The organism is Ruegeria sp. HKCCA6707, from assembly GCF_013033515.1.
Lineage (GTDB): Bacteria > Pseudomonadota > Alphaproteobacteria > Rhodobacterales > Rhodobacteraceae > Ruegeria.
The window spans coordinates 1,102,781-1,123,936 of the sequence record NZ_WQEG01000001.1 but is presented as its reverse complement, the minus strand read 5'-3'; the positions used below and the strand labels follow the sequence as shown (position 1 = coordinate 1,123,936).

Genomic DNA, 21,156 nt, shown 5'->3' with positions numbered 1-21,156 from the left:
TCTAACGGCTTGACCCTTGGCGGAAATCCCGAAAGGGTCTGCGCCAAAGCAATGCCGGAGCAGTAATGGCCACGACCCCCCCTCCTTTTGCCCCGTTTGAGTGGAAGATTGCATGGCGCTATCTGCGTGCGCGGCGCGCCGAAGGCGGTGTCAGCGTGATGACCTGGATCTCGCTGATCGGCATCACCTTGGCAGTTTTTGCGTTGATCGCGACCTTGGCAGTGCGGTCCGGCTTTCGCGCGGAGTTTGTTGGTACGATCCTGGGGGCCAACGCGCATGTCAGCGTGTATTCCGCCGGAGAGCTTGACGCGCAGGGCCGGGTTGATCGGACGCTGACAGATTTCGACGGCATGGCGCAACGCATTGCTGACGTGCCCGGGGTTGAACGTGCCGCGCCCTTGGTCAAGGGTCAGGTTCTGATCACCAACCGGGACCGTAGCACCGGTGTTGAGGTCTTTGGTATGCGCCCTGAGGATCTGTATGAGCTGCCGGGCATTGCTGAGAGTGATCAGGCTTACGGTGATCTGAGCCGATATCCCGAGGGTATCGCAATCGGCTCCGGCGTGGCCCGCGCAATCGGCGCAACCGTGGGTGACCGGATCAAGGTCACATCCCCCAACGGAGTCAAGACGGCTTTTGGCACATCACCCCGGGTCAACGCCTATGAGGTGGTCTATGTGTTCTCGGCTGGCCGCTACGACATCGACCGCACGCGGGTCTACATGCCGTTTGCCGAGGCGCAGAGCTTTTTCAACCGGGATGGTGTTGCCGATGAGATCGAAGTCATGGTGGCGCAGCCGGAAAACCTGAATCCTGTTCTGATCCCGATCCTCGAAGCTGCAGGCGAGCGGTCGCAATTATGGACATGGCAGGACGCCTCTGGCGGATTCCTGCGTGCGCTTGAGGTTGAAGACAATGTCATGTTCATCATCCTGTCGATCCTGGTTCTGATCGCCGCGATGAACATTGTGTCGGGTCTGATCATGCTGGTCAAAAACAAGGGTCGGGATATCGGGATCTTGCGCACCATCGGGCTGAGCGAGGGGTCAATCCTGCGCGTGTTCTTTATTTGCGGTGCGTTCACCGGCATCATCGGCACCACGATGGGCGTCATTCTAGGATGCCTTTTTGCGCTTAATATCGATCCGATATTCTCGTTCGTGAATTTCCTGATGGGGGGCGGAGTGTGGGACCCGGCCATTCGCGGGATCTATGCTCTGCCGGCTGAGTTGCACTTGTCTGACGTATTAAAGGCCATCGGCTTGTCACTGGGATTGTCCTTCCTTGTCACTTATTTTCCGGCCCGTCGCGCGGCGCGGCTAAACCCGGTTGAGGCTCTGCGCTATGAGTGATGTGGCATTGCGGCTGACCGGTCTGACGAAAACCTATCTGCAAGGTACACCGGCCGAAGTGCAGGTGTTGCACGGCGTCGATCTGGAACTGCGCGCGGGCGAGGCGGTGGCGCTTGTCGCGCCTTCTGGGGCTGGGAAGTCTACGCTGTTGCATATAGCAGGACTACTCGACACTCCGGATCAGGGCAGGGTTGAGGTAGCAGGACAGGTGGCGTCAGGCACGAGTGATCGCAAGCGCACGGGTATTCGTCGTCAGGATGTGGGCTTTGTCTATCAGTTCCACCACTTGCTGCCCGAGTTCACCGCGTTGGAGAATATCGTTCTGCCGCAACTGGCGAATGGTGCGTCTGAGGCCGCGGCCAAGGATCGCGCTATGCAGTTGCTGGATCGCGTCGGCGTGGCTGCGCGGGCGGGGCACCGACCGGCTGCCTTGTCGGGCGGTGAACAACAGCGGGTTGCGTTTTGTCGTGCCCTGGCCAATGCCCCGCGCGTGTTGCTGGCGGATGAACCAACCGGCAACCTTGACCCCGGCACATCTGATCAGGTGTTCGAGGCGCTGATGTCTCTGGTGCGCGAGGCCGGATTGTCGGCTCTGATCGCCACGCACAATCTGGACCTCGCAGCGCGTATGGACCGGATGGTGCGGCTGGAAAACGGTGTGCTTAGGCCAGCTGGGTAATCGCAACGCCCAAAGCCATCACCGCAATACCGCCCGCCCGTACCCATGTCAGCGGTGAGACTTGTGCGCCAAAAAGGCCGAAATGGTCGATCGCAGCTGCGCTGATCAATTGCCCCAGCAGAACAAAGAACACCGCGTTGCCGACACCGAAATGCGGGGCCACATGGGTGATGGACAGGACGTAAAAAGCGATCAGAACGCCGGCCAGAAACAGGTGTTTGGGCGCTTGCGCCGCTTTGGCGAACCCCGACGTGCCGGGCAGCAGGACAAGAGCCAGAGCCGAGGTCGCGAAGGCAATCGCAAACAGGATGACAGCGGCCGTGTTCGGAGACCCGATCATCCTGCCAAGCGCGGCGTTCAGCGCCGCCAGTATCGGGATGCCGAATCCCGCGACAAGCATGATCGCTGCGTATTGTGTCATATCGCGCCCTTTCCTCCGCCCCATTGATCTGGATCATTGCGCCCCGCGCGCTTGCCGACAAGTCTGTAAATGACTGAAACCAGTGGAGGATGCGATGAGAGGCACGGTTCTCACACTTTGTTTTGCCAGTGTATGTGCGGTATCTGGCTCAGAGGCTTTGGCACAGGACGCGGAAGTTGGCGCAGAGCTTTATCAGCATTATTGCGCGACCTGTCATGGGCTGGACGCAACCGGGAACGGGCCGATGGCCGGGGTTCTGGTGGTTCAGCCAGTGAACCTGCGGACGCTGGCCGGTGACGATGGCGTGTTCCCAACAGCGCGTGTCGTTGCGCGGATCGACGGGCGGGATCCGTTGGTCAGCCACGGTAGCCCGATGCCTGTCTATGGCCCCTATTTCGAAGGCCAGGATACTGCGATGAAAACGCCCGCGGGGCAGCCTATTCTGACCAGCCAGCCGATTGTCGATCTGGTGGAATACTTGATGACCATCCAGGACGGTTAACCGGTTCAGCGGCAAATGCCTTCGATCTCGGCGCCCGCCCAGGGCAATTCGACATCGCGTTCCCTACGGCCTTGCGGCAGGGTAGAAACGTCCATGTGTTTGCTTAACATGTCGTGGAGCCGCTGGGTACGCGGTGCGTCCGGGTCCAGCGCGCGGCAACAAACATACTCCTCGACAATCGCGCCTTGCTGTTCGAACCCATAGGCCAGAAAATCAGGCGAAGTATCAAGGTCAAACAGATAGGGATCGTCCTGTCCCGTATGCTCAGCCGCGGCGCGCAACGGGTGATATCCGGTGGTGGCGCGATTCTGCCATTGCCAGACATGGGTCAATTCGTGCGCCAGCAACATGGCCGCAATCAAGTTCACGCGCTCGGGGTATTTCGACATGTAATCGTCAAGATACCAGTCTTTGGTAAAGTAGACGCGGTTGAACAGGGCCACGGCAGCAGGTTTGCCGGTGACGGTTTCTTCCTTGACCGGAGGCAGGATGCGTTCGCGGCACGCCAAGCGCGGTCTGGCTTTGCGCGTGTAGGTGATCGAAGCCACAGGCGCTCCTTCTACTAGACGGACGCGATCCAGGTTCAGCGTTTCACCTTGAATGTTGCTCGCAAAAGCGCGTTCCTGTTCTGTCAGAGGGCGACCACAGGTTGCCAGCACCATAAGAAAAGAAAGCAAAAGAAAACGCGTCATACTACGCAACCGTAGCGCGCGTTGGTGCTTGCGCAAGCGGTTTTCACGAGCGGTTTGATTCGAGGGCGGCGCGAGATTGCCCGCGAAGCTGTTTCCAGGCGGTTTCGGTGCCAATTTCTTTAGCAAAGTTGCGCAATTGGTAGAGTTCGCGATATTCATAATTGACTAGTCAATCAAAATCCCGCAGCCTGTTTTCTGTCTAGGGGTGTACGGATCACGGTTTTTGCAAGCTCGGATCCGTTTTAGGGGCGAATTGCGCAGGTCTGAGATCGCCGTCAGGCCAGTGCTTTGTTCTTCCATCTCTGTCCAAATTGGCGCATGTTAAAGGAAATCTTTCGTGCAACAGAAATCCTCGGCCGGGCCATTTCGGGAACGGGGAACATGAACAGAAAACAGGGAGACTATCTCATGAAAAAACTGGGTGTAAGCCTGATGGCGATTGTTGTGGCCACCGGCGCGCACGCCGCGGATATGGGCGCGGTGGACGAGCCGATCAAACTGGCGATCAATGAATGGACCGGGCAGCACGTCACCACTCATGTCGCGGGCGAGATGCTCAAGGCAGCCGGGTACAACGTGGAATACGTGACTGCCGGCATGATGAACCAGTTCCAGGCGCTTGCTGATGGTGACATCGACGCGACGCTGGAAATCTGGTCGTCGAACGTGTCAGACGAATACGCGAAGAAGGTTGCAGAAGGTACGGTTGTTGAAATCGGCGATCTGGGTCTGAATGCCAAGGAAGGTATCGCTTACCCGGCCCATGTGGCCGATCTGTGCCCCGGCCTGCCTGCGTGGGAGGCGTTGAAGGACTGCGCGCAAGTGTTTGCAACCGCTGAAACTTTGCCCGGTGGCCGTCTGGTGGATTACCCGGCCGATTGGGGCACACCCGGGGCTGACCGCATGACTGGGCTTGAACTGCCGTTCAAAGCCGTTCCTGCCGGATCCGAGGGCGCCTTGATCGCCGAGCTTCGCGCATCGACCGAGCGCAAATCGCCGCTGCTGATCACGTTCTGGCAGCCGCATTGGGCGATGTCGGCCTATGATGTGCAATTCGTTGATCTGCCTGCAGGCGAAGAAGCCTGCTTTAACGATCCCGCCTGGGGTCCGAACCCGAACGCCGTCAATGATTGCGACTTTTCACCCTCGCGTATCTTCAAAGCCAGCTGGAGCGGCATGGAAGACAAATGGCCTGCGGCTTACGAAATCCTCAGCAACTATCAACTGGCCGTGGAAGATCAGCAGCCGATGATGGGGGCCATCGACGTAGACGGCGGCTCTGTTGAAGAGGTTGTCGCGGCGTGGATGTCGGAAAACGAAGGCAAATGGCGCCCGGTTGTTGACGCCGCAACGCAGTGAGCTTGCATTAGTGACTGAAACGAACACGCCAGCCATCGCCTGCCAGAACCTCTGGCAGGTGTTTGGCAATGGCGCAGAAAAAGCCCTGACCGACGCGCTGTCTCGGTCAGGGAATGACGCTGACAAAGCCGCTGCTGATCTGCGCGAAAACGGGTTTATCCCGGCTGTGCAGGACGCCAATTTCGAGGTCAAGGAAGGCGAGCTGTTTGTCATCATGGGCCTGTCCGGCTCGGGCAAATCCACATTGATCCGTTGCATTTCGCAGCTGTTGCCGGGCACCGGTGGCGAAATCCGGGTGGATGGAGAGAATGTCGTCGGGGCCTCCAAGAAAAAGCTGACCGAGCTGCGCCGCAAAAAGCTGGGAATGGTGTTCCAGCATTTTGGCCTTTTCCCGCATATGACCGTAGCCGAAAACGTGGCCTACCCGCTGCGCGTACAAGGTGTTGGCCGCAAGGAACGTCTGGCCCGCGCGCAAGAGGTGATCTCACTGGTTGGGCTGGAAGGTCGTGAAGACAGCTTTCCTCGCCAACTGTCCGGGGGGCAGCGGCAGCGTGTGGGGATTGCACGCAGCTTGGCTGTGAACCCCGATATCTGGTTTCTGGACGAGCCATTCTCGGCGCTCGATCCGCTGATCCGCCGCCAGTTGCAGGACGAATTCCTGCGCATTCAGGCGACATTGAAGAAATCCATCGTTTTCATCACTCATGATATCCAAGAGGCGCTGAAACTGGCTGATCGCATTGCGATCATGCGCGATGGCAAGATTGTTCAGATTGGAACGCCGACGGATATCGTGTTGCGCCCCGTCGATGACTATGTGCGCGAGTTTTCCAAAGATGTGGCCAAAGGCCAGCATGCCAAGGTCGCCTCGGTCATGCGCGAGGGTGAGGCGCAGGGCCCTGATGATCCGGGGCTGACCACTGCCATGACGCTGGATGCCGCTCTGGCGCGGTGCATGGAGCTGTATGAGCCGGTTCCGGTGCGCGATGCCGATGGCAAGGTCGTCGGTACCGTGAACCCGTCTGATCTGGCCGCCGCGTTGCAGGTGGACGAGGCATGACGGCCGTTACAGACCTGCCGACGCAGCCTTCACTTCATCTGACAATAGGTGCCAAAGCCGCGCTGATCACGGTGGTTGTCGGCGCCGTCTGCCTTGCGCTCGAAGGCGTCGCCCCGTGGTTGGTCAAATGGCCTGCGGCATGGGAACTGCCTGCGACGCAATGGGTTGGAGCTTTCCTCGACTGGTTTCTGAATCTGATCAAACCGGCAATGCGCTTGTTTTCGGACCTGATGGCCTACCCGATGAACTGGGCCAATTTCGTTTTGGGCAACACACCGTGGCCGATTGTGATCGGGATCGTGACGGCTCTGGGCTGGTATCTGGGTGGTCTGCCTATGGCCGCTTTGGGCTTTTTAGGGCTCAGCTTTGTGCTGGCCTCGGGCTATTGGGCCGAAAGCATGAACACGTTGGCGCTTGTGGCCGTATCTGTGCCGGTGGCGCTGATCATGGGCGGGGGCATTGGCATTCTGGCCAATGAAGTCCCGCGTGTCAAAAGCGCCGTGCAGGCGGTTCTGGACATCATGCAGACCGTGCCGACCTTTGCCTATCTGACGCCCTTGTTGCTGCTCTTTGGGTTTGGCCCGGTTGTTGGCCTGATTGCCTCGGCCATCTATGCGGCACCCCCCATGGCCCGGAACGTCCTGCTGGGGCTGGAACGGGTCGAGCCCGAGATCAAGGAAGCGGCCATCATGTCCGGTGGCACGCGGTTGCAACAGCTGTTTCAAGTCGAAATCCCAGCCGCCACGACGCAGATCATGGTGGGTGTGAACCAATGCCTGATGGCGGCGCTGTCCATGGTGATCATCGCGGCTGTGATCGGCGGGTTCAACGATATCGGTTGGGAAGTTCTTCTGACCATGCGCAAGGCGCAATTTGGCGAATCCCTGATGGCCGGGTTGGTGATCGTGGTGTTTGCTGTGGTCATTGACCGGATGAGCGGCACCTTGGCGACCGAACGCAAACGCTATGACCGCCGCGTGGTGTGGGCGATGCTGGGCTTTGCGGTTCTGTTCACCGTGGCGTTCCGCAATTGGTTGCCCAACCCCTCGGAATTGACGGTACTGGACCCGATGGCCCAGGCCGTTGACAGCGGATTGACCGCCTTTACCCAGAATAACGGGCCCTGGCTCGATGCTCTCAAGAACAACTCGCTGTTCTATGTGCTGCTGCCACTGCGCATTGGTCTGGACCAGGCTGTTTTGCCGTTCACCTGGGGGTTCCAATGGACCTCTGGCATGAGCTTTGGGCTGTTTGCTGTTGGCGCTGTGATTGCTGGCCTGATGGCCTGGCGCGGGCACCTGACCGGCGGGCTGATCGTAATGATCCTGATCGGTATTCTGGAAACCGGTATCTCGAACCTGCCCTGGCCCTTTGTCCTGACCGGAGCAGCGGCGTTGGGCTATGTTGCCGGCGGGTGGCGCCTGGCTGCTCTGTCGGTGGGGCTGCTCAGCACAATTTTGGTGTCCGGCCTGTGGGAACGGGCTTTGCTGTCGCTGTATTTAAGTGGTGCGGCGGTCTTTAGCTGCGCGGTCTTTGGCGGGCTGATCGGTCTGGCCAGCGCTGTCTGGGCACCGGTCTGGAAGGTTGTCCGGCCGATTTGTGACATGCTTCAAACGATCCCGCTGTTTGTCTTCCTGATCCCGGTCCTGATGGTCTTCCAGATTGGTGAGTTTTCGGCCTTTCTGGCGATCTGTGCCTACGCTATTGTTCCGATGATCCGTTATACGCGGCACGGGCTGGTCAATACGCCTGACGAGATGATGGAGGCCGCAATCTCAAGCGGCGCGACCGAGTGGCAGATCATGCGCGACGTGCGAGCGCCTTATGCCGCACCGACCATTCTGCTGGGGCTGAACCAGACGATCCTTTATGCCTTTGCCATGTTGGTAATAGCTGCCCTGATTGGAACGACGGGGCTGGGCCAATCCATCTATCTGGCGCTGGGTCAGGCGGATGTGGGGCTTGGGGTCTCGGCAGGGGCCGCAATGGCCATTCTGGCTTTGATCGCCGACCGCATGGTTCAGGGCTTTGCGGAAGAGCGCCGGAAGGCTTTGGGGCTTTGAGTAACAGGCAGGGGCGATACCGTCGCCCTGCCTGATTCCATTCTGCAAAAACTGGTCGACTGTGTTGTTCCGTGCTATTTGGACCGTCACGCAATGAACCAACGGAGCCAACTGATGCACCTGGCCTATGTCACAACTACGGATCGCGGCGCTACCGATCGCCTGCTGAGCGCCGTGGCCGAACGTCTTTTGACGCGTGGTATCCTATTGTCGGGTGTGGTCCAGACCAATACGGAATGCGCCGACGATGCCAAATGTGACATGGACCTGCGGGTCTTGCCTGATGGCGATACAATTCGCATTTCGCAATCGCTTGGGTCGCATTCTCGCGGCTGTCGCCTGGATCCCGCAGCGTTGGAGCAGGCGGTCGGCTATGTCAGCGGGTCGTTGTCACAAGCGCCGCAACTGTTGATCATCAACAAGTTTGGGAAACACGAAGCAGACGGACGCGGGTTCCGCCCGGTCATCGGCGAGGCGCTGGCTTTGGGCATACCAGTGTTGCTTGGTGTAAACGGTCTGAATGCCGAAAAATTCAAAGACTTCACAGGCGGTCAGGCCGAGCAACTGGAGCCAAACGGAGACGCAATCGTCGACTGGTTTGACCGTGTCGACGCAACACGTGCAGCCGAGGTTTGACCCTTCGCTGATCTACCCGAAGTTGGCTGTTAGCTCGCACGGTCTGTGCACCGGCGGAGGAGTTGACAGGCTTGCAAGTATTTGAGGCCAAGACCTTGCGAGCACCATCGGTGGCACCTGTAATGAAAGGTGTCATGCGGTTAAGAGAAGTGGTGGTGGTCGCAGTCTTCGGCGAACCGGTCTCTGCCTCGGATTTCCCTGTTTACAGGGAATTTACAGGGAAAATCTGAGGTTTTGGCCTCGGAAACGCCAATTCCGCCGATTTCTGCTCAGATTAAATGACGTTTTACAGGGGTTTAGGGGGCAATTCCCTGTTCTTTCAGGAACAGGGGATTTTGCGCATTGGAACAGGGATTGCGCCGGTGTGAACAGGGAAGCGATTGCCGGGAACAGGGATCGCGCCAAGGGCCGAAACTAATACAGCCAATTCGATCACCGGAAGCCTGGGATGCCAAGTTCCTTGAGGCCGCCGTCTTCCTCGTCTTCTGGCAGTTCGGCCCAGAGCAGCGTGACTGCATGGCCTTTGTTTGCGACCCGCGTTTGCTCGTAGAGTTCGAGGTTCGACCTGCCGGTCCAGGGGTGGGGGTCTGCCTCGACAAACTGGGTGAAGCCGGGGCTCGCATTCACGCGCTTTTTGCAGCGCGCCTTCCGCAATCTCGCGGATAACAGCGTCGACGGGTCCATTCACTTTATCTGCATGGACTGGCGTCACATGGGTGAGATGCTGCACGCGGGGAAGGGGGCCTATGATGAACTCAAAAATCTGATTGTCTGGGCCAAGGACAATGGCGGCATGGGCACCTTCTACCGGTCGCGGCACGAATTAATCTTTGCCTTCAAGAAAGGGGATGCGCCGCATATCAACACTTTCGAGTTGGGGCAGCACGGGCGCTACAGGACTAATGTCTGGGAGTATCGCGGGGTTAACACCATGCGGGCAGGGCGCATGGAGGAATTGGCGCTGCATCCGACAGTCAAGCCGGTGCAGATGATCGCAGACGCGATCCGGGATGTCTCGGGACGCGGCGACATTGTGCTGGATGTCTTTGCCGGATCGGGGTCTACCCTGATCGCAGCCGAGAAGACAGGCCGACGCGGATATCTCAGCGAGTTCGACGAGATCTATTGCGATCGCATCATCGCCCGCTGGGAGGCCTATGCGAGGGACGAGGCGGCACAGGTTCTCTGCGGCTGGGCACCACCGGCGGACGCCAAGGCGTTGGAGGCGGCGGAATGAGCAGCGACAAGGACAAGCGTGCGCTCGTGGCCCGCCCGGGCTACGACGTGGGATACGGCAAGCCGCCGAAAGGCACCCGGTTCAAACCGGGCCAGTCGGGCAATCCAAAGGGCCGCCCAAGGGGATCAAAGAACAAACGTCCGGGCATGCATGAGGAACGGATGAAGGACCTCATTCTCGACGAAGCGTACCGTGATATCACGATCCGCGAAGGGCACGGCAGCGTAACTATTCCCATGGCGCAGGCGGTCATGCGGTCTCTGGCTGTGAACGCTGCGAAAGGTCAGCATCGCGCGCAGCGGCTCTTTTCTGAGCTCCTGGCTTCTGTCGAAAGCTCGCGCAGCCTTCTCCATGCAGAATACCTGGACAAGGCGCTGACCTATAAGATTGAATGGGAAAGGGAACTGCGCAGGCGCGCGGAAGCCGGGATAGAATCCATTGACGAGCCTATCCCCCATCCGGACCACATCAAGATCGACTTCCGAACTGGTGAGGTCCGTATTGTTGGTCCAATGACCAAAGAAGAGAAAAAAGAACTCGACTATTGGCGAGAAAAGCTCCCGGACCTCCGCGCCAACGTCGATCATCTGCGTGAAGTACTGGTCCACGAGACCGACCCCGATGAGATCGCAGATCTCGTAGGGCATATCCGGACAGGCGAAGAGTTGTATGAACGGATCAGCACGGCGCTGGCGGTGGTCGAGCAACCTGCGTTGGAGTGTTGACGAGGCCAAACAGCTCGCAAATGCCTTCTCAACAGCGCAGAGCGGTCATCGGGCAAAAACACGCGGATGACCGCTTCGAGCCCATTGTTGACGTTCCTAAGGTAAGTTTCCTCGGTCATGCAGGGCGATGAGAACGCACTCACTGCGTGAACCCACACATCACAAGTGTGGTCAAAATCGGAAGCTAGCTTTAAACACTCGCTGCAAAATCTGTATGACCGCTAGACAATCTGATTGCCCAGAACACATTCGCCAATTGGCGCAAGTATCAAGCTCCGCGCATTCGAAGGCTATGGATGAGCTTGCGATCTTCCTTTGAATAATGCTTGCAAAGGTGCTCCGTTTGGATCGCACTGATTTTGTCGCTATGCAAAAATCCTTGCGAAACAAGTGTTAGAGTGGTCAGACTTACATAGTCACAAAGAGGAAAAGCCGTACCGAGACCGGTTAAATCAGAAGATGCCACAATTAAGCGTGGCCGCCCTCACAGGTGACATGACAGTTCCCGGCTCAAAGCCGGAAGCTGGATAGTTATGGGAGGAAAGACTTTGAAGAAATTGACCAACACACTTGCTGGCTCACTGATCGCATTCGCCGCTTCCATGGGTGCTGCGCAAGCCGACAAGCTGACATTCTACTGTTCGGCGCAGGAAGACTGGTGCCAGCTTATGGCGCGCAGCTTCGAGGACGCCACCGGCATTGACGTGAACATGACTCGCAAATCCTCTGGCGAGACCTTTGCGCAAATCCGTGCGGAAAGCTCAAACCCAAAAGGAGATGTCTGGTGGGGCGGCACGGGTGACCCGCACCTTCAAGCGGCCGAAGAAGGTTTAACTATGGAATATGTCTCGCCCATGCGTGACCAGTTGCATGACTGGGCAATTTCACAGGCCGAAAGTGCTGGCAACAAGACCATCGGTATCTATTCGGGTGCGTTGGGCTATGGCTACAACTCTGACCTCCTGGCGGCCAACAACCTGCCTGAACCCGCTTGCTGGAAGGACCTGCTCAAGCCGGAATATAAAGGGCACGTTCAGATGGCGAACCCGAATTCGTCCGGAACTGCCTACACGACGCTGGCGTCGATGGTGCAGATCTTTGGCGAGGACGAGGGCTTTGAGTTCATGAAAGGCCTTCACGCCAACATAAATCAGTACACCAAATCTGGTTCGGCGCCCATCAAGGCCGCGGGTCGTGGCGAGAACACGATCGGCATTGTCTTCATGCATGACGCCGTCAAGCAGGCGGTGTCAGGCTTCCCTGTAAAGGTTGTCGCCCCGTGCGAAGGCACTGGTTACGAGATCGGTTCGATGTCGATCATTGAAGGCGCTCGCAACGAAGAAGAAGCCAAAAAGTTCTACGACTGGGCGCTGAGTGCCGAAGCCCAGAACCTCGCACTTGAAGTCAATGCCTTCCAGGTCCCGTCCAACAAGGGTGCGCAAACATCTGAAAGCGCCCCGGATATGAGCCAGATCAAGCTGATCGACTACGACTTCAAAAAGTACGGCTCCTCTGATGAGCGTAAGCGTCTGCTGCAAAAGTGGGACGAAGACGTTTCGGTGCTGCCGCAGTAAGTGACTGACAAAGCGAAAACCAGGACCCACCCGGTATTGATCTTCTGGATCATTGTCGGTTGGGCCGGCTACGTCCTGCTGCCATGGTACATGGTTGAGGATGGCCTTTGGTCATTTGAATGGCTCTTTAACGGCTATCCGTTTGACGAAGATTTTGCGCCCGCTCTATTTCTGATCGGGCGGGGTGAAAAGCTCTGGCTTGCACCCTTGCTGATCCCGCTGGCATTGCCAATTCTGGTGCTGGGGAAACCTAAATCTGATCCGATCTACGCTAAGATCCTGATTCTTGCCGGTGCACTGGGCTTTGGCTGGCTGATTGCGCAAGGCTTCGGGATCGGCATTCGCGGCTTCAACTTCGACTGGCTCAAGGCCCTCTTTGGTGAGCCGAAAATCCGACAGTTCGGCATGGGGTATGGAGCGATGCTCTGTGCGTCGGCTTTCCTGTTCCTGCTCACGCAGGGCATCGCGGCGCGCGGTGCAGTCAACGGCGATGTGTTTGTCGTCAGCGCCATCGGCGGCGTCATTACAATCGTCACCGCCTTCGTGTTCTTTCCAATTGCCAACATGCTGTTTTCGGCCTTTTTGACCGAAGACGGCGCCTATTCGGTATCTGTTTTTGCCTCAAAATTTTTTGATTACCGTCTCTGGGGATTGGGGTGTTTTTGGGGTGCTAAATGCGGCGCCGCGTGGAACTCCCTCTTTTTGGCCATTCTCGTCGGCCTGATCACCACGGTTCTGGGACTTTGTTTTGCACTTGTGGTCACCAGGTCAGGGTTTCGGTTCAAGCGTGGGATGCGCGCGCTGACGGTTTTGCCAATCATCACGCCCCCCTTCGTAATCGGGCTGGCCTTGATCCTACTCTTCGGTTTATCCGGGTCGGTCACAGTCTTTTTCGCTGATCTTTTTGGCGTGCAACCGTCGCGGTGGCTCTATGGAATGCCGGGTGTCCTGATCGCCCAGACGCTGGCCTTCACCCCCATCGCATTTCTGGTGCTGATTGGTGTTGTCGAAGGCGTGTCGCCGTCGATGGAGGAAGCCGCCCAAACGCTGCGCGCCAATAGGTGGCAAACCTTCCGAACGGTGTCGCTGCCCCTGATGAGGCCCGGTCTGGCGAATGCCTTTCTGCTAGGCTTCATCGAAAGCATGGCCGACTTCGGCAACCCGCTTGTTCTAGGCGGTAATTTTGACGTTCTGTCGACCGAGATTTTCTTTGCCATCGTCGGCGCGCAATATGATCAGGGTCGGGCCGCCGTGCTGGCCATGGTACTGCTCTTCTTCACGCTGTCTGCCTTTTACGCGCAGCGCGCCTGGCTCGGTAAGAAAAGCTACACCACCGTTTCCGGCAAGGGGGACGCTGGCGTGCATCCGCTGATGCCCAATGGGCTGGCAATACCCGTGTTGGCCATCGCGTCCATCTGGGCGCTGTTTACAGCGGTTGTGTACGGCATGATCATTTACGGCAGCGTCGTTGAGCTTTGGGGCGTCAACAACACGCTCACCTTCAAACACTATGTCACCGCCTTCTCAGTGCGCTTTGAAGAGGAAGGCATCCGCTGGACGGGTGCCGCATGGGACAGTTTCTGGACCACCATCAGCATTGCGGCCATAGCGGCTCCGCTGACGGCAGCTGTAGGACTGGTGACCGCCTACTTGCTCACGCGCCAAAATTTCGCCGGAAAGAACGCCTTCGAATTCGGAACGATGCTGTCCTTCGCCATTCCCGGTACCGTCATCGGGGTCAGCTACATCCTGGCTTTCAACGTTCCCCCGATCGAAATCACAGGCACTGGTGTGATCCTCGTGATCAGCTTCATTTTCCGCAACATGCCCGTCGGCGTGCGTGCGGGCATTGCATCCATGTCGCAACTGGACAGTTCGCTTGATGAATCCTCGCTGACGCTGGGTGCAAACTCGTGGCAGACGTTCCGACGCGTGATCCTGCCCCTGCTTAAGCCCGCCATCCTAGCGGCACTCGTCTACAGTTTTGTCCGCGCGATGACCGCGATCTCGGCAGTCATTTTTCTGGTATCGGCCGAATACGACATGGCGACCAGCTACATCATCGGGCGCGTCGAGAACAATGACTACGGCCTTGCCATCGCCTATTCCACCACGCTGATCTTCGTGATGCTGGCAGCTGTAGGGCTTTTGCAATTCACCGTGGGCCGCGTGCAGATCGGACGGCGCACCCAGATCGGAGCGGAACGAACGACATGACGGATACCAACATTGCTAGTAAAGCCGCGCCGGTTCGGTTCGAAGGAGTGTCAAAAGTATTTGGCAAAGATGTCGTGGCCGTCGACAACATCGACCTGCATGTGGAAGCAGGTAAACTGGTGACGCTGCTGGGGCCATCGGGCTGCGGCAAAACAACGACGCTGCGCATGATTGCCGGTCTGGAGATGGCCAGCTCGGGCCGGATAGTGATTGGCGATCGCGACGTGACCAAGCTGCCCGCGACCGATCGCGATGTGTCTATGGTGTTTCAGTCTTACGCCCTGTTCCCACATATGAGCGTGCTAGAAAACGTGATGTACGGTTTGACATTCTCCGGCTTTGATAAGAGCGAGGCTAGATCGCGCGCGCTCAAAGGGTTGGAACTGGTGGGCCTCAAGGGCTTCGACAACCGTTTGCCTAGCGAACTGTCAGGAGGCCAGCAACAACGTGTTGCAGTCGCCCGCGCGCTGGTGCTGGAACCGCAGGTGCTGCTCTTTGACGAACCCCTGTCGAACCTCGATGCCAAACTGCGTCGACAGGTGCGCGAAGACATTCGCTCCATTCAGCGGGACCTCGGACTGACGGTTGTCTATGTAACCCACGATCAGGAGGAAGCGCTTGCCGTGTCGGACGAGATCGTCGTCATGCGTAACGCCGCCATCGCCCAGATCGGCACACCACGGCAACTCTATGACGCACCAATCGACCGCTTCGTGGCCGACTTCATCGGTGAAGCAAACCTGATCGAGTGCAAAATCGTCGAAGTCGATGGCGATCAGGCGACAATCGACATCGAAGGACACCGCCACAGCTTGCCCTCTCGCGATTTGCCCGTGGGTCCGGCAACGCTGGCGGTGCGTCCGTCCCGCATCCTGATCGGATACGAAACCGGCATCCCGGCAAAAGTCTCCAAGGCTACCTATGTCGGCGTGCGCATGGAATACACGCTGACCGGCGCATTCGGACAGGTGTTTGCCGTGCAGGACGACGTGGATGACCCGTTGCAACCGGGCGCTGACGTCAAAATGGCCTTTGCAGACCGGGGACCGGTTTTGCTGCCGAAGGGCTAACATTGCCGAAACTCGTTATCATTTCGCACCCGGAAGTGGTCGTGAACCCAGAGATCGCAATCACCAAATGGGAACTGAGTGAGGTGGGCCGCACCCGGGCCGAAGCATTTGCAAATGCGCCGATCATGGCCTCGGTCAGCGCCATCTGGTCCAGCACCGAACGCAAGGCAGAACAGACAGCTGCGATCCTGGCCAAACCGCACGGCCTTGAGGTGAAGTTAAACCCGGCGCTGGGCGAAAATGACCGCAGTGCCACCGGTTTCCTGCCACCGCACCAGTTCGAAGCCGCCGCCGATGCATTCTTCGCTGCACCCGACGTGAGCTTTCGCGGCTGGGAAACCGCGACAGATGCTCAGGCCCGGATTGTCGGGGCAGTCACGTCAATCATGGACGCGCACGATGGTGGTGATCTTGCCATCGTAACCCACGGCGCGGTTGGGACGCTGCTATGGTGTCATCTCTCCGGAGTGCGGATTGATCGCCAGCACGACCAGCCTGGGCAGGGGCATTTCTGGAGCGCTGATTTGGACACGCTGTGCTGTAGCCCCGGCTGGTGGGCTATCGCCTGACGAAAATCAGACGTGCCATGCCTTCTCGCAAATTGCTTTGAGATCATCAAAGATCTTTGGCGTACCGGCAATGACGCGGCCACCATCGCGGATCATTTCATTGGCGTCCTGTTCTTCGACGACACCACCGGCCTCTGCGATCAACAGCTGACCGGCAAGACAGTCCCACGCGTTCATATGCTCTTCGACGTACCCCAACAGCCGGCCTGCCGCGACATAGGCAAGCGACAGCGCGCCGCTTGCATTGCGATGATACATGGCCCCGCGTTCGATGATGGCAGAAATGATTGGGATCACCTTTGCCGCTTCGATGCGGTTCGAATATCCGACCGAGACGGTCCCGCTTGCCATATCGACGCCTGATGCGACCTGCATTGGCTGCCCGTTGAGCGTTGCTCCCGCCCCGCGCATGGCGGCAAAGGTCTCAGCCACGTTCGGCTCGTGAATGACACCGATTTGTGTTTGTCCCTCTGAAACAACCGCCAGAACGATCGTCCACGCCGGAATGCCGTTTACGAAGTTCGTGGTGCCGTCGATTGGGTCGATCACCCAGTCAAACCCGCTGGACCCTAATTTCGCAGCGTGTTCCTCTCCGAAGATTCCATCATCGGGATAGGCCTCGGATATTTTTTCGCGAACATACGTCTCGACATTCCGGTCGGCTTCGCTAACCCAATCCTGAGCACCCTTTGCATCCACCACCAGAGTGTCTCTATTGCCAAAATATCTTATAGCCAACGCGCCTGCTTCTTCAGCCACTTTGGTGGCGAACAAACTTCGATCAGAGATGCTTTGCACTCGATTCTCCTGCCGTTAAAATCTGTTTCTGATTATGAACAATAGGCGGTGCCGGGGGTCAGCACCACCAAGCAAGATTAAAACCCGTTTCGTCGATTTCTTCAGATACAAATTACGACAACGAAATGAAGTCCAAAACTAATGGTGGACAGCGGACCTATGACTGCTTCGTCCGCATTGCGGTCGTTCGCGGCAACTTGCTTGAACGTCTACTTTGCGGACGAAACGGACATCCATCCTCTAGTGGCAAACTCCAGCAATTTTAGCCATGAACGAAGTGCAGACTCGCAAAGTCGCGTCGCCAGTCAGCCACTTCGGCAGCAATATCGTCGCCCTTCAGGCCCCGCGCAATTAGAGAAGCCAGTCTGCCGGCGTGATCAGACGTCATGCCCCATCTCACCAACTCGGGTGTACCTATACGCAGGCCATTCATGTCACCTTCGACTTCAGGCACAGGCAGACCAATGCCGCAAGCCAGGAAGCCGGCATTGCGCAGGGTCTTGGATGCAGCCTGTCCACCGCCAAAGCGTTCAGCCAGAACCGCGAATTGATGAGAGGCTGTGAAGCCCTCGCGCCCGGCAAAAACTGGAACACCTTGAGCGTCGAGGCTCTGGGCCAACGCGCGGGACATGGAGATCATCTCGGCAGCGTAGTCTCGTCCATAGTCGCGCCAATCAAGCATCGTCACAGCAAGAGCAGCTGACTTTGCGGCATCGAAGTTTGCTGTCATACCAGGGAATGCAATGGCATCCAGAGCCTTTGCGATCTCAGCATCGTTTGTAACGATTAGACCGCCTGCAGGGCCGCCAAGGCTCTTATACGTGCTCATGGTCATGAAATGCGCACCCTCGACCAACGGGCTACGCCAGGCTTTTCCTGCGATGATCCCGCATTGGTGCGCGGCGTCAAACATGACCTTGGCACCTACTTCATCTGCAATCGCGCGTACTTCTGTTACCGGGTGCTCAAAAAGGTTGAGGCTGCCGCCGACCGTGATCAATTTGGGACGCTCCCTTCGCGCAAGCGCGCGCAACTCGTCAAGATCGACGGTGTAGCCATCGGCATCGGTTGGTGCATCTAGTGTACGCAAACCAAACAACCCAGCGCATCCTGCGATGTGATGTGTTACATGCCCTCCGATCGATGCAGGAGGCGCAATGATCGTATCGCCGGCTTTACAGGTGGCCATGAAGCCATAGAGGTTCGCAATCGCGCCAGAAGGCACGCGGATTTCTGCGAATTTCGCGTCGAAAACTTCCGCGCAGAGCTCAGTGGAGATAACTTCGATCTCTTCGATGGCTTCAAGACCCATCTCATATTTATCGCCCGGGTATCCAAGCGACGGGCGAGACCCAATTCCTGAAGACAGTAATGCTTCAGCTCTCGGGTTCATCACATTGGTTGCAGGATTTAGGTTGAAGCATTCTTGCTCGTGGATTTCCCGGTTTCGGATGGCTAAATGCTCAATGCGGTCCAGCAGCGCCTTGGATGAGGTGCGTGATGTGTCGGTCGCGATCTTCTGGACCAGTGCTTCGCTGTCGGCCGGCACCCAGTTTCTCATTTCTATGGTCATCGCATTTCCCTCCTTGGCTGCACACAGATTGGACAGATCGCATGACAACGCAAACCAGTTTTGCTATTTCTTGGCGTAGAAAAACTAAGGCTTAGGTTTATGGCGGTCCTACCACGTCGCCCCAAGGGTCCACCCCTTAATGCTCTGCGCGCTTTCGAGGCTGCGGCAAGGCTGGAAAGTTTTGTTACTGCGGCAGAGGAGTTGGGCGTCACGGCCGGTGCGGTATCTCAACATATAAAAGCTTTAGAGGCTTGGGCTGGAACAACCCTGTTTGAAAGAAGCGCCCACGGCGTCTCTTTGTCCTCCTCTGGTCGCAAGCTGGCAGGAGAGTTCACAAATGCCTTTGATCTCCTCGCGGCGGCTACGCAAAGTTTGCGAAATCTGGCGCCGAACCCTGAGATTCACATAGCCGCTTTGCCCTCAATTGCGCAGCTTTGGCTACCGGCGCGCTTGGGAAAACTGCGCGAGAAGCGCCCCGATCTGAATGTCTCTGTAACCGCGATGGAGAACCCTCCGAGCCTGTCGAGAGAACTATTTGATCTTTCGGTGTTCTTTTCCGTCCAGGCTGAGACATCGGATCAGATCGTGCTTGCGGAAGACGAAATCCTCCCCGTTTGTTCACCGAAGATGGCAGATGATCTCGATCTCGAGGCCGCACAGTTGCTGCACGACTAGACGTGGCAAGAAGACTGGTCCATGTGGTCAGAGGCGACGGGTGTTTCAGTTGGTGATCCCCAAAGAGGGCCGCGATACTCGCTCTATGCCCTTGCCTTGGAAGAAGCGAAGTCTGGGGCAGGCGTGCTTATGGGACATAGTTGCCTGTTCGAGCAGGCGCTTCGGTCAGGGCAGCTCACGAAGGTTTCATCCGAAAACATCAAAACTGGTCGGGTGTTGGCTCTCGAGCTTCCACATAGATCTAGACGCCATCCTGGGATCGACGAGGTCGTTAGTCTACTTCGAGAGGAAGGACGGCACCCTGACGGATGAGACTTGTTGAGACGGCGAATATGTCCGCTTTGGGCTCAAGGGGTCGTTTGCTGCAACTTGCTTGAACGTCTACTTTGCGGACGAAGCCGACGACAAAGACAAAACTAAGTTTCAATTTTTAATAAGATAAACCGTTGCTGAGACGGCCAGTTTTTGATTTCAACCTCGTTCAAGCACTCTTGGTTTTTTGCGCTACCAACTTAATCTTAAGGGATACTTAAACGGAAGAACGCGAACTTTCGAGTGCTACCAACTGTGATCGGTTTCTCGTTGGTAAAAAGACTGCTATCAAATGAGAACGAATTATCGGTTCCGATCATCTGAATGTGAGAATAAATGCGCTTAGCTCTTTTCATTCTCTTTCCGATTATGTTTATCGGGTTGCTTGTTTTTCTGATCTTTGGCTTGAAACCGCCCAACAGTATTAAACTGGCTGCTGGCATAAGCGGCGGCGGATATTGGCAAGTTGGACAGCTCTACAAAGCAGAACTTGCACGTGACGGCATTCAGGTAGTTTTAGTTGGAACCGAGGGGTCCGTTGAGAACATTCAAAAACTTGTTTCTGGCGAAGTGGATGCCGCATTCGTTCAGGGTGGTCTGGAAATACCTCAGGACGAAAACTTACAGTCTTTGGGTGCTATTTTTCTTGAACCCATGGTGGTGTTCCGCGGAAAGTCTAGTCCAGTCGGGGCCAATGCAGGAGAATGGGGAGACATTCGCTTAGCTGCAGGAACCAAGGCGTCCGGTACTCGTGCCGCCGCTTTAGCGCTAATTGAAGCCGCTGGGTTGCAAAATGTCGGCATAGACCTCGTCAATGTTGGGGGCAATGATGCGATAAAGGCGTTATATGCCAACGAAGCTGATGCAGCGTTGTTTGTCGCTCCACTCGATGCACCTTACCTTATGGATGCAATCTTTGATCCAGAAATCATTTTCGTCCCTATGGCTTTGGTCGACGCCCTTGCATTGAAACTTTCAGGAGCGAATTCGGTAACTGTACCAGCAGGATCAATCACACTCGACCCTCCGAGACCACCAGAGGATGTTAAGATCTTAGCATTGCGAGCTTCACTTATTGCCGCATCCGATCTGCACCCTGCGGTAACCGATAGGTTAGTGAATGCAGCAAAGAACATTCATGGCGAACCTAATATTTTGCAAAGTGCGCGCGAGTATCCAAACACGGCTTCGCCGCCTGTGCCATTAAACAATATTGCCACAGAGCTAATAAACTCTGGGCCAAACTTTTTGCACGGCGTCTTGCCATATTGGATCGCGGCGCAGTTTGGCAGCGTATTGTTATTGCTGTTGCCTTTATTGTTCTTGGTACCGTTTCTGCGGATCGTCCCGTCCGGTTACGTGTGGTTTCAAAAGCGCCGCGTCTGGCGTTTTTATCAGCGCATCGCTGCGCTTGAGGAGGAACTCAGCAGGGCACAGACCTCAACTGAAGTAGAGGAAGTCGCCAAAGATATCGAAGAAGTAGATACGGCCCTTGCAAATCTGAATCTACCGCTCGCATACCGCCAGGGAGCATATGATGCACGTTTACACATAGATTTAATTCGACAGGAGATTGCGCGTCGTCGAACTGCCAAAATTGATGGAACCTCGAGTTTCTCTAGCAAACCAACTTAGAAGACCA

The 21,156-nt window shown here is 56.9% G+C and carries 20 protein-coding genes; 15 read left to right on the top strand and 5 right to left on the bottom strand.

Annotation, left to right across the window (positions count from 1 at the left end):
- The first annotated feature begins 65 nt into the window (after positions 1–65).
- Both GOW40_RS05515 and GOW40_RS05510 read left to right on the top strand, forming a co-directional pair.
- A complete protein-coding gene (locus GOW40_RS05515; protein ID WP_171133488.1) occupies positions 66–1,352 on the top strand; it encodes a lipoprotein-releasing ABC transporter permease subunit in 1,287 nt (428 codons plus the stop codon).
- Positions 1,345–2,031 carry an ABC transporter ATP-binding protein gene (locus GOW40_RS05510; RefSeq protein ID WP_171133487.1) on the top strand — a complete coding sequence of 229 codons (687 nt, stop codon included), beginning with the start codon at positions 1,345–1,347 and terminating at the stop codon, positions 2,029–2,031. The genes GOW40_RS05515 and GOW40_RS05510 overlap by 8 nt, the downstream gene beginning before the upstream one ends.
- Here GOW40_RS05510 and GOW40_RS05505 read toward each other — a convergent pair.
- Entirely contained in the window at positions 2,015–2,452 is a 438-nt protein-coding gene (locus GOW40_RS05505) for a DMT family transporter (RefSeq protein WP_171133486.1), read from the bottom strand. The genes GOW40_RS05510 and GOW40_RS05505 overlap by 17 nt on opposite strands.
- Before the next feature lie 94 nt (positions 2,453–2,546).
- Between GOW40_RS05505 and GOW40_RS05500 the strand changes: the two genes are divergently transcribed.
- Complete coding sequence (locus tag GOW40_RS05500) at positions 2,547–2,954, top strand: cytochrome c (protein WP_171101909.1); 408 nt, start codon at positions 2,547–2,549, stop codon at positions 2,952–2,954.
- A 5-nt stretch (positions 2,955–2,959) separates the two neighbouring features.
- On the opposite strand, the gene GOW40_RS05495 is transcribed toward GOW40_RS05500, so the two are convergent.
- Positions 2,960–3,646, bottom strand: coding sequence for a hypothetical protein (locus tag GOW40_RS05495; RefSeq protein WP_171133485.1), 687 nt, complete (start codon positions 3,644–3,646; stop codon positions 2,960–2,962).
- A gap of 408 nt (positions 3,647–4,054) precedes the next feature.
- Here GOW40_RS05495 and GOW40_RS05490 point away from each other — a divergent pair, with 408 nt between their 5' ends.
- The 4 genes from GOW40_RS05490 (at position 4,055) to GOW40_RS05475 (ending at position 8,764) form a co-directional block, all read left to right on the top strand.
- Positions 4,055–5,005 (top strand): ABC transporter substrate-binding protein, encoded by a 951-nt coding sequence (locus GOW40_RS05490; RefSeq protein WP_171101911.1) that lies wholly within the window; start codon positions 4,055–4,057, stop codon positions 5,003–5,005.
- A 10-nt stretch (positions 5,006–5,015) separates the two neighbouring features.
- Positions 5,016–6,065 carry a betaine/proline/choline family ABC transporter ATP-binding protein gene (locus tag GOW40_RS05485; RefSeq protein WP_171101912.1) on the top strand — a complete coding sequence of 350 codons (1,050 nt, stop codon included), beginning with the start codon at positions 5,016–5,018 and terminating at the stop codon, positions 6,063–6,065.
- Positions 6,062–8,128 (top strand): proline/glycine betaine ABC transporter permease, encoded by a 2,067-nt coding sequence (locus GOW40_RS05480; RefSeq protein ID WP_171133484.1) that lies wholly within the window; start codon positions 6,062–6,064, stop codon positions 8,126–8,128. Before GOW40_RS05485 ends, GOW40_RS05480 begins: the two co-directional genes overlap by 4 nt.
- 114 nt (positions 8,129–8,242) lie before the next feature.
- Entirely contained in the window at positions 8,243–8,764 is a 522-nt protein-coding gene (locus tag GOW40_RS05475; RefSeq protein ID WP_171101929.1) for a DUF2478 domain-containing protein, read from the top strand.
- A 432-nt stretch (positions 8,765–9,196) separates the two neighbouring features.
- On the opposite strand, the gene GOW40_RS05470 is transcribed toward GOW40_RS05475, so the two are convergent.
- The gene (locus GOW40_RS05470) at positions 9,197–9,391 is read right to left on the bottom strand and encodes a hypothetical protein (RefSeq protein ID WP_171230897.1); all 195 of its coding nucleotides are present in this window, start codon (positions 9,389–9,391) and stop codon (positions 9,197–9,199) included.
- A 7-nt stretch (positions 9,392–9,398) separates the two neighbouring features.
- On the opposite strand from GOW40_RS05470, the gene GOW40_RS05465 reads away from it, so the two are divergent.
- The 6 genes from GOW40_RS05465 to GOW40_RS05440 all read left to right on the top strand — a co-directional run bounded on the left by GOW40_RS05465 (position 9,399) and on the right by GOW40_RS05440 (position 16,156).
- Positions 9,399–10,001, top strand: a complete 603-nt coding sequence (locus tag GOW40_RS05465; protein WP_254444272.1) for a site-specific DNA-methyltransferase — start codon at positions 9,399–9,401, stop codon at positions 9,999–10,001.
- On the top strand, positions 9,998–10,726 hold the full coding sequence (locus GOW40_RS05460) for a DUF5681 domain-containing protein (RefSeq protein WP_171133945.1): 729 nt from the start codon (positions 9,998–10,000) through the stop codon (positions 10,724–10,726). Before GOW40_RS05465 ends, GOW40_RS05460 begins: the two co-directional genes overlap by 4 nt.
- Positions 10,727–11,259: 533 nt before the next feature.
- A complete protein-coding gene (locus GOW40_RS05455) occupies positions 11,260–12,300 on the top strand; it encodes an extracellular solute-binding protein (protein ID WP_371415275.1) in 1,041 nt (346 codons plus the stop codon).
- Complete coding sequence (locus GOW40_RS05450) at positions 12,301–14,517, top strand: iron ABC transporter permease (RefSeq protein ID WP_170720333.1); 2,217 nt, start codon at positions 12,301–12,303, stop codon at positions 14,515–14,517.
- On the top strand, positions 14,514–15,587 hold the full coding sequence (locus GOW40_RS05445) for an ABC transporter ATP-binding protein (protein WP_170687264.1): 1,074 nt from the start codon (positions 14,514–14,516) through the stop codon (positions 15,585–15,587). The genes GOW40_RS05450 and GOW40_RS05445 overlap by 4 nt, the downstream gene beginning before the upstream one ends.
- Before the next feature lie 2 nt (positions 15,588–15,589).
- The gene (locus tag GOW40_RS05440) at positions 15,590–16,156 is read left to right on the top strand and encodes a histidine phosphatase family protein (RefSeq protein ID WP_170637220.1); all 567 of its coding nucleotides are present in this window, start codon (positions 15,590–15,592) and stop codon (positions 16,154–16,156) included.
- Positions 16,157–16,162: 6 nt separating this feature from the next.
- On the opposite strand, the gene GOW40_RS05435 is transcribed toward GOW40_RS05440, so the two are convergent.
- Together GOW40_RS05435 and glyA are read right to left on the bottom strand one after the other, a co-directional pair.
- Positions 16,163–16,915, bottom strand: a complete 753-nt coding sequence (locus GOW40_RS05435) for an inositol monophosphatase (RefSeq protein WP_371731812.1) — start codon at positions 16,913–16,915, stop codon at positions 16,163–16,165.
- A gap of 301 nt (positions 16,916–17,216) precedes the next feature.
- Entirely contained in the window at positions 17,217–18,527 is a 1,311-nt protein-coding gene (gene glyA / locus GOW40_RS05430; protein WP_171133929.1) for a serine hydroxymethyltransferase, read from the bottom strand.
- Positions 18,528–18,626: 99 nt separating this feature from the next.
- Between glyA and GOW40_RS22155 the strand changes: the two genes are divergently transcribed.
- Complete coding sequence (locus GOW40_RS22155; RefSeq protein ID WP_254444270.1) at positions 18,627–19,202, top strand: LysR family transcriptional regulator; 576 nt, start codon at positions 18,627–18,629, stop codon at positions 19,200–19,202.
- Between the two features lie 648 nt (positions 19,203–19,850).
- Positions 19,851–21,149, top strand: coding sequence for a TAXI family TRAP transporter solute-binding subunit (locus tag GOW40_RS05420; RefSeq protein WP_171133930.1), 1,299 nt, complete (start codon positions 19,851–19,853; stop codon positions 21,147–21,149).
- The last annotated feature ends 7 nt before the right edge of the window (positions 21,150–21,156 follow it).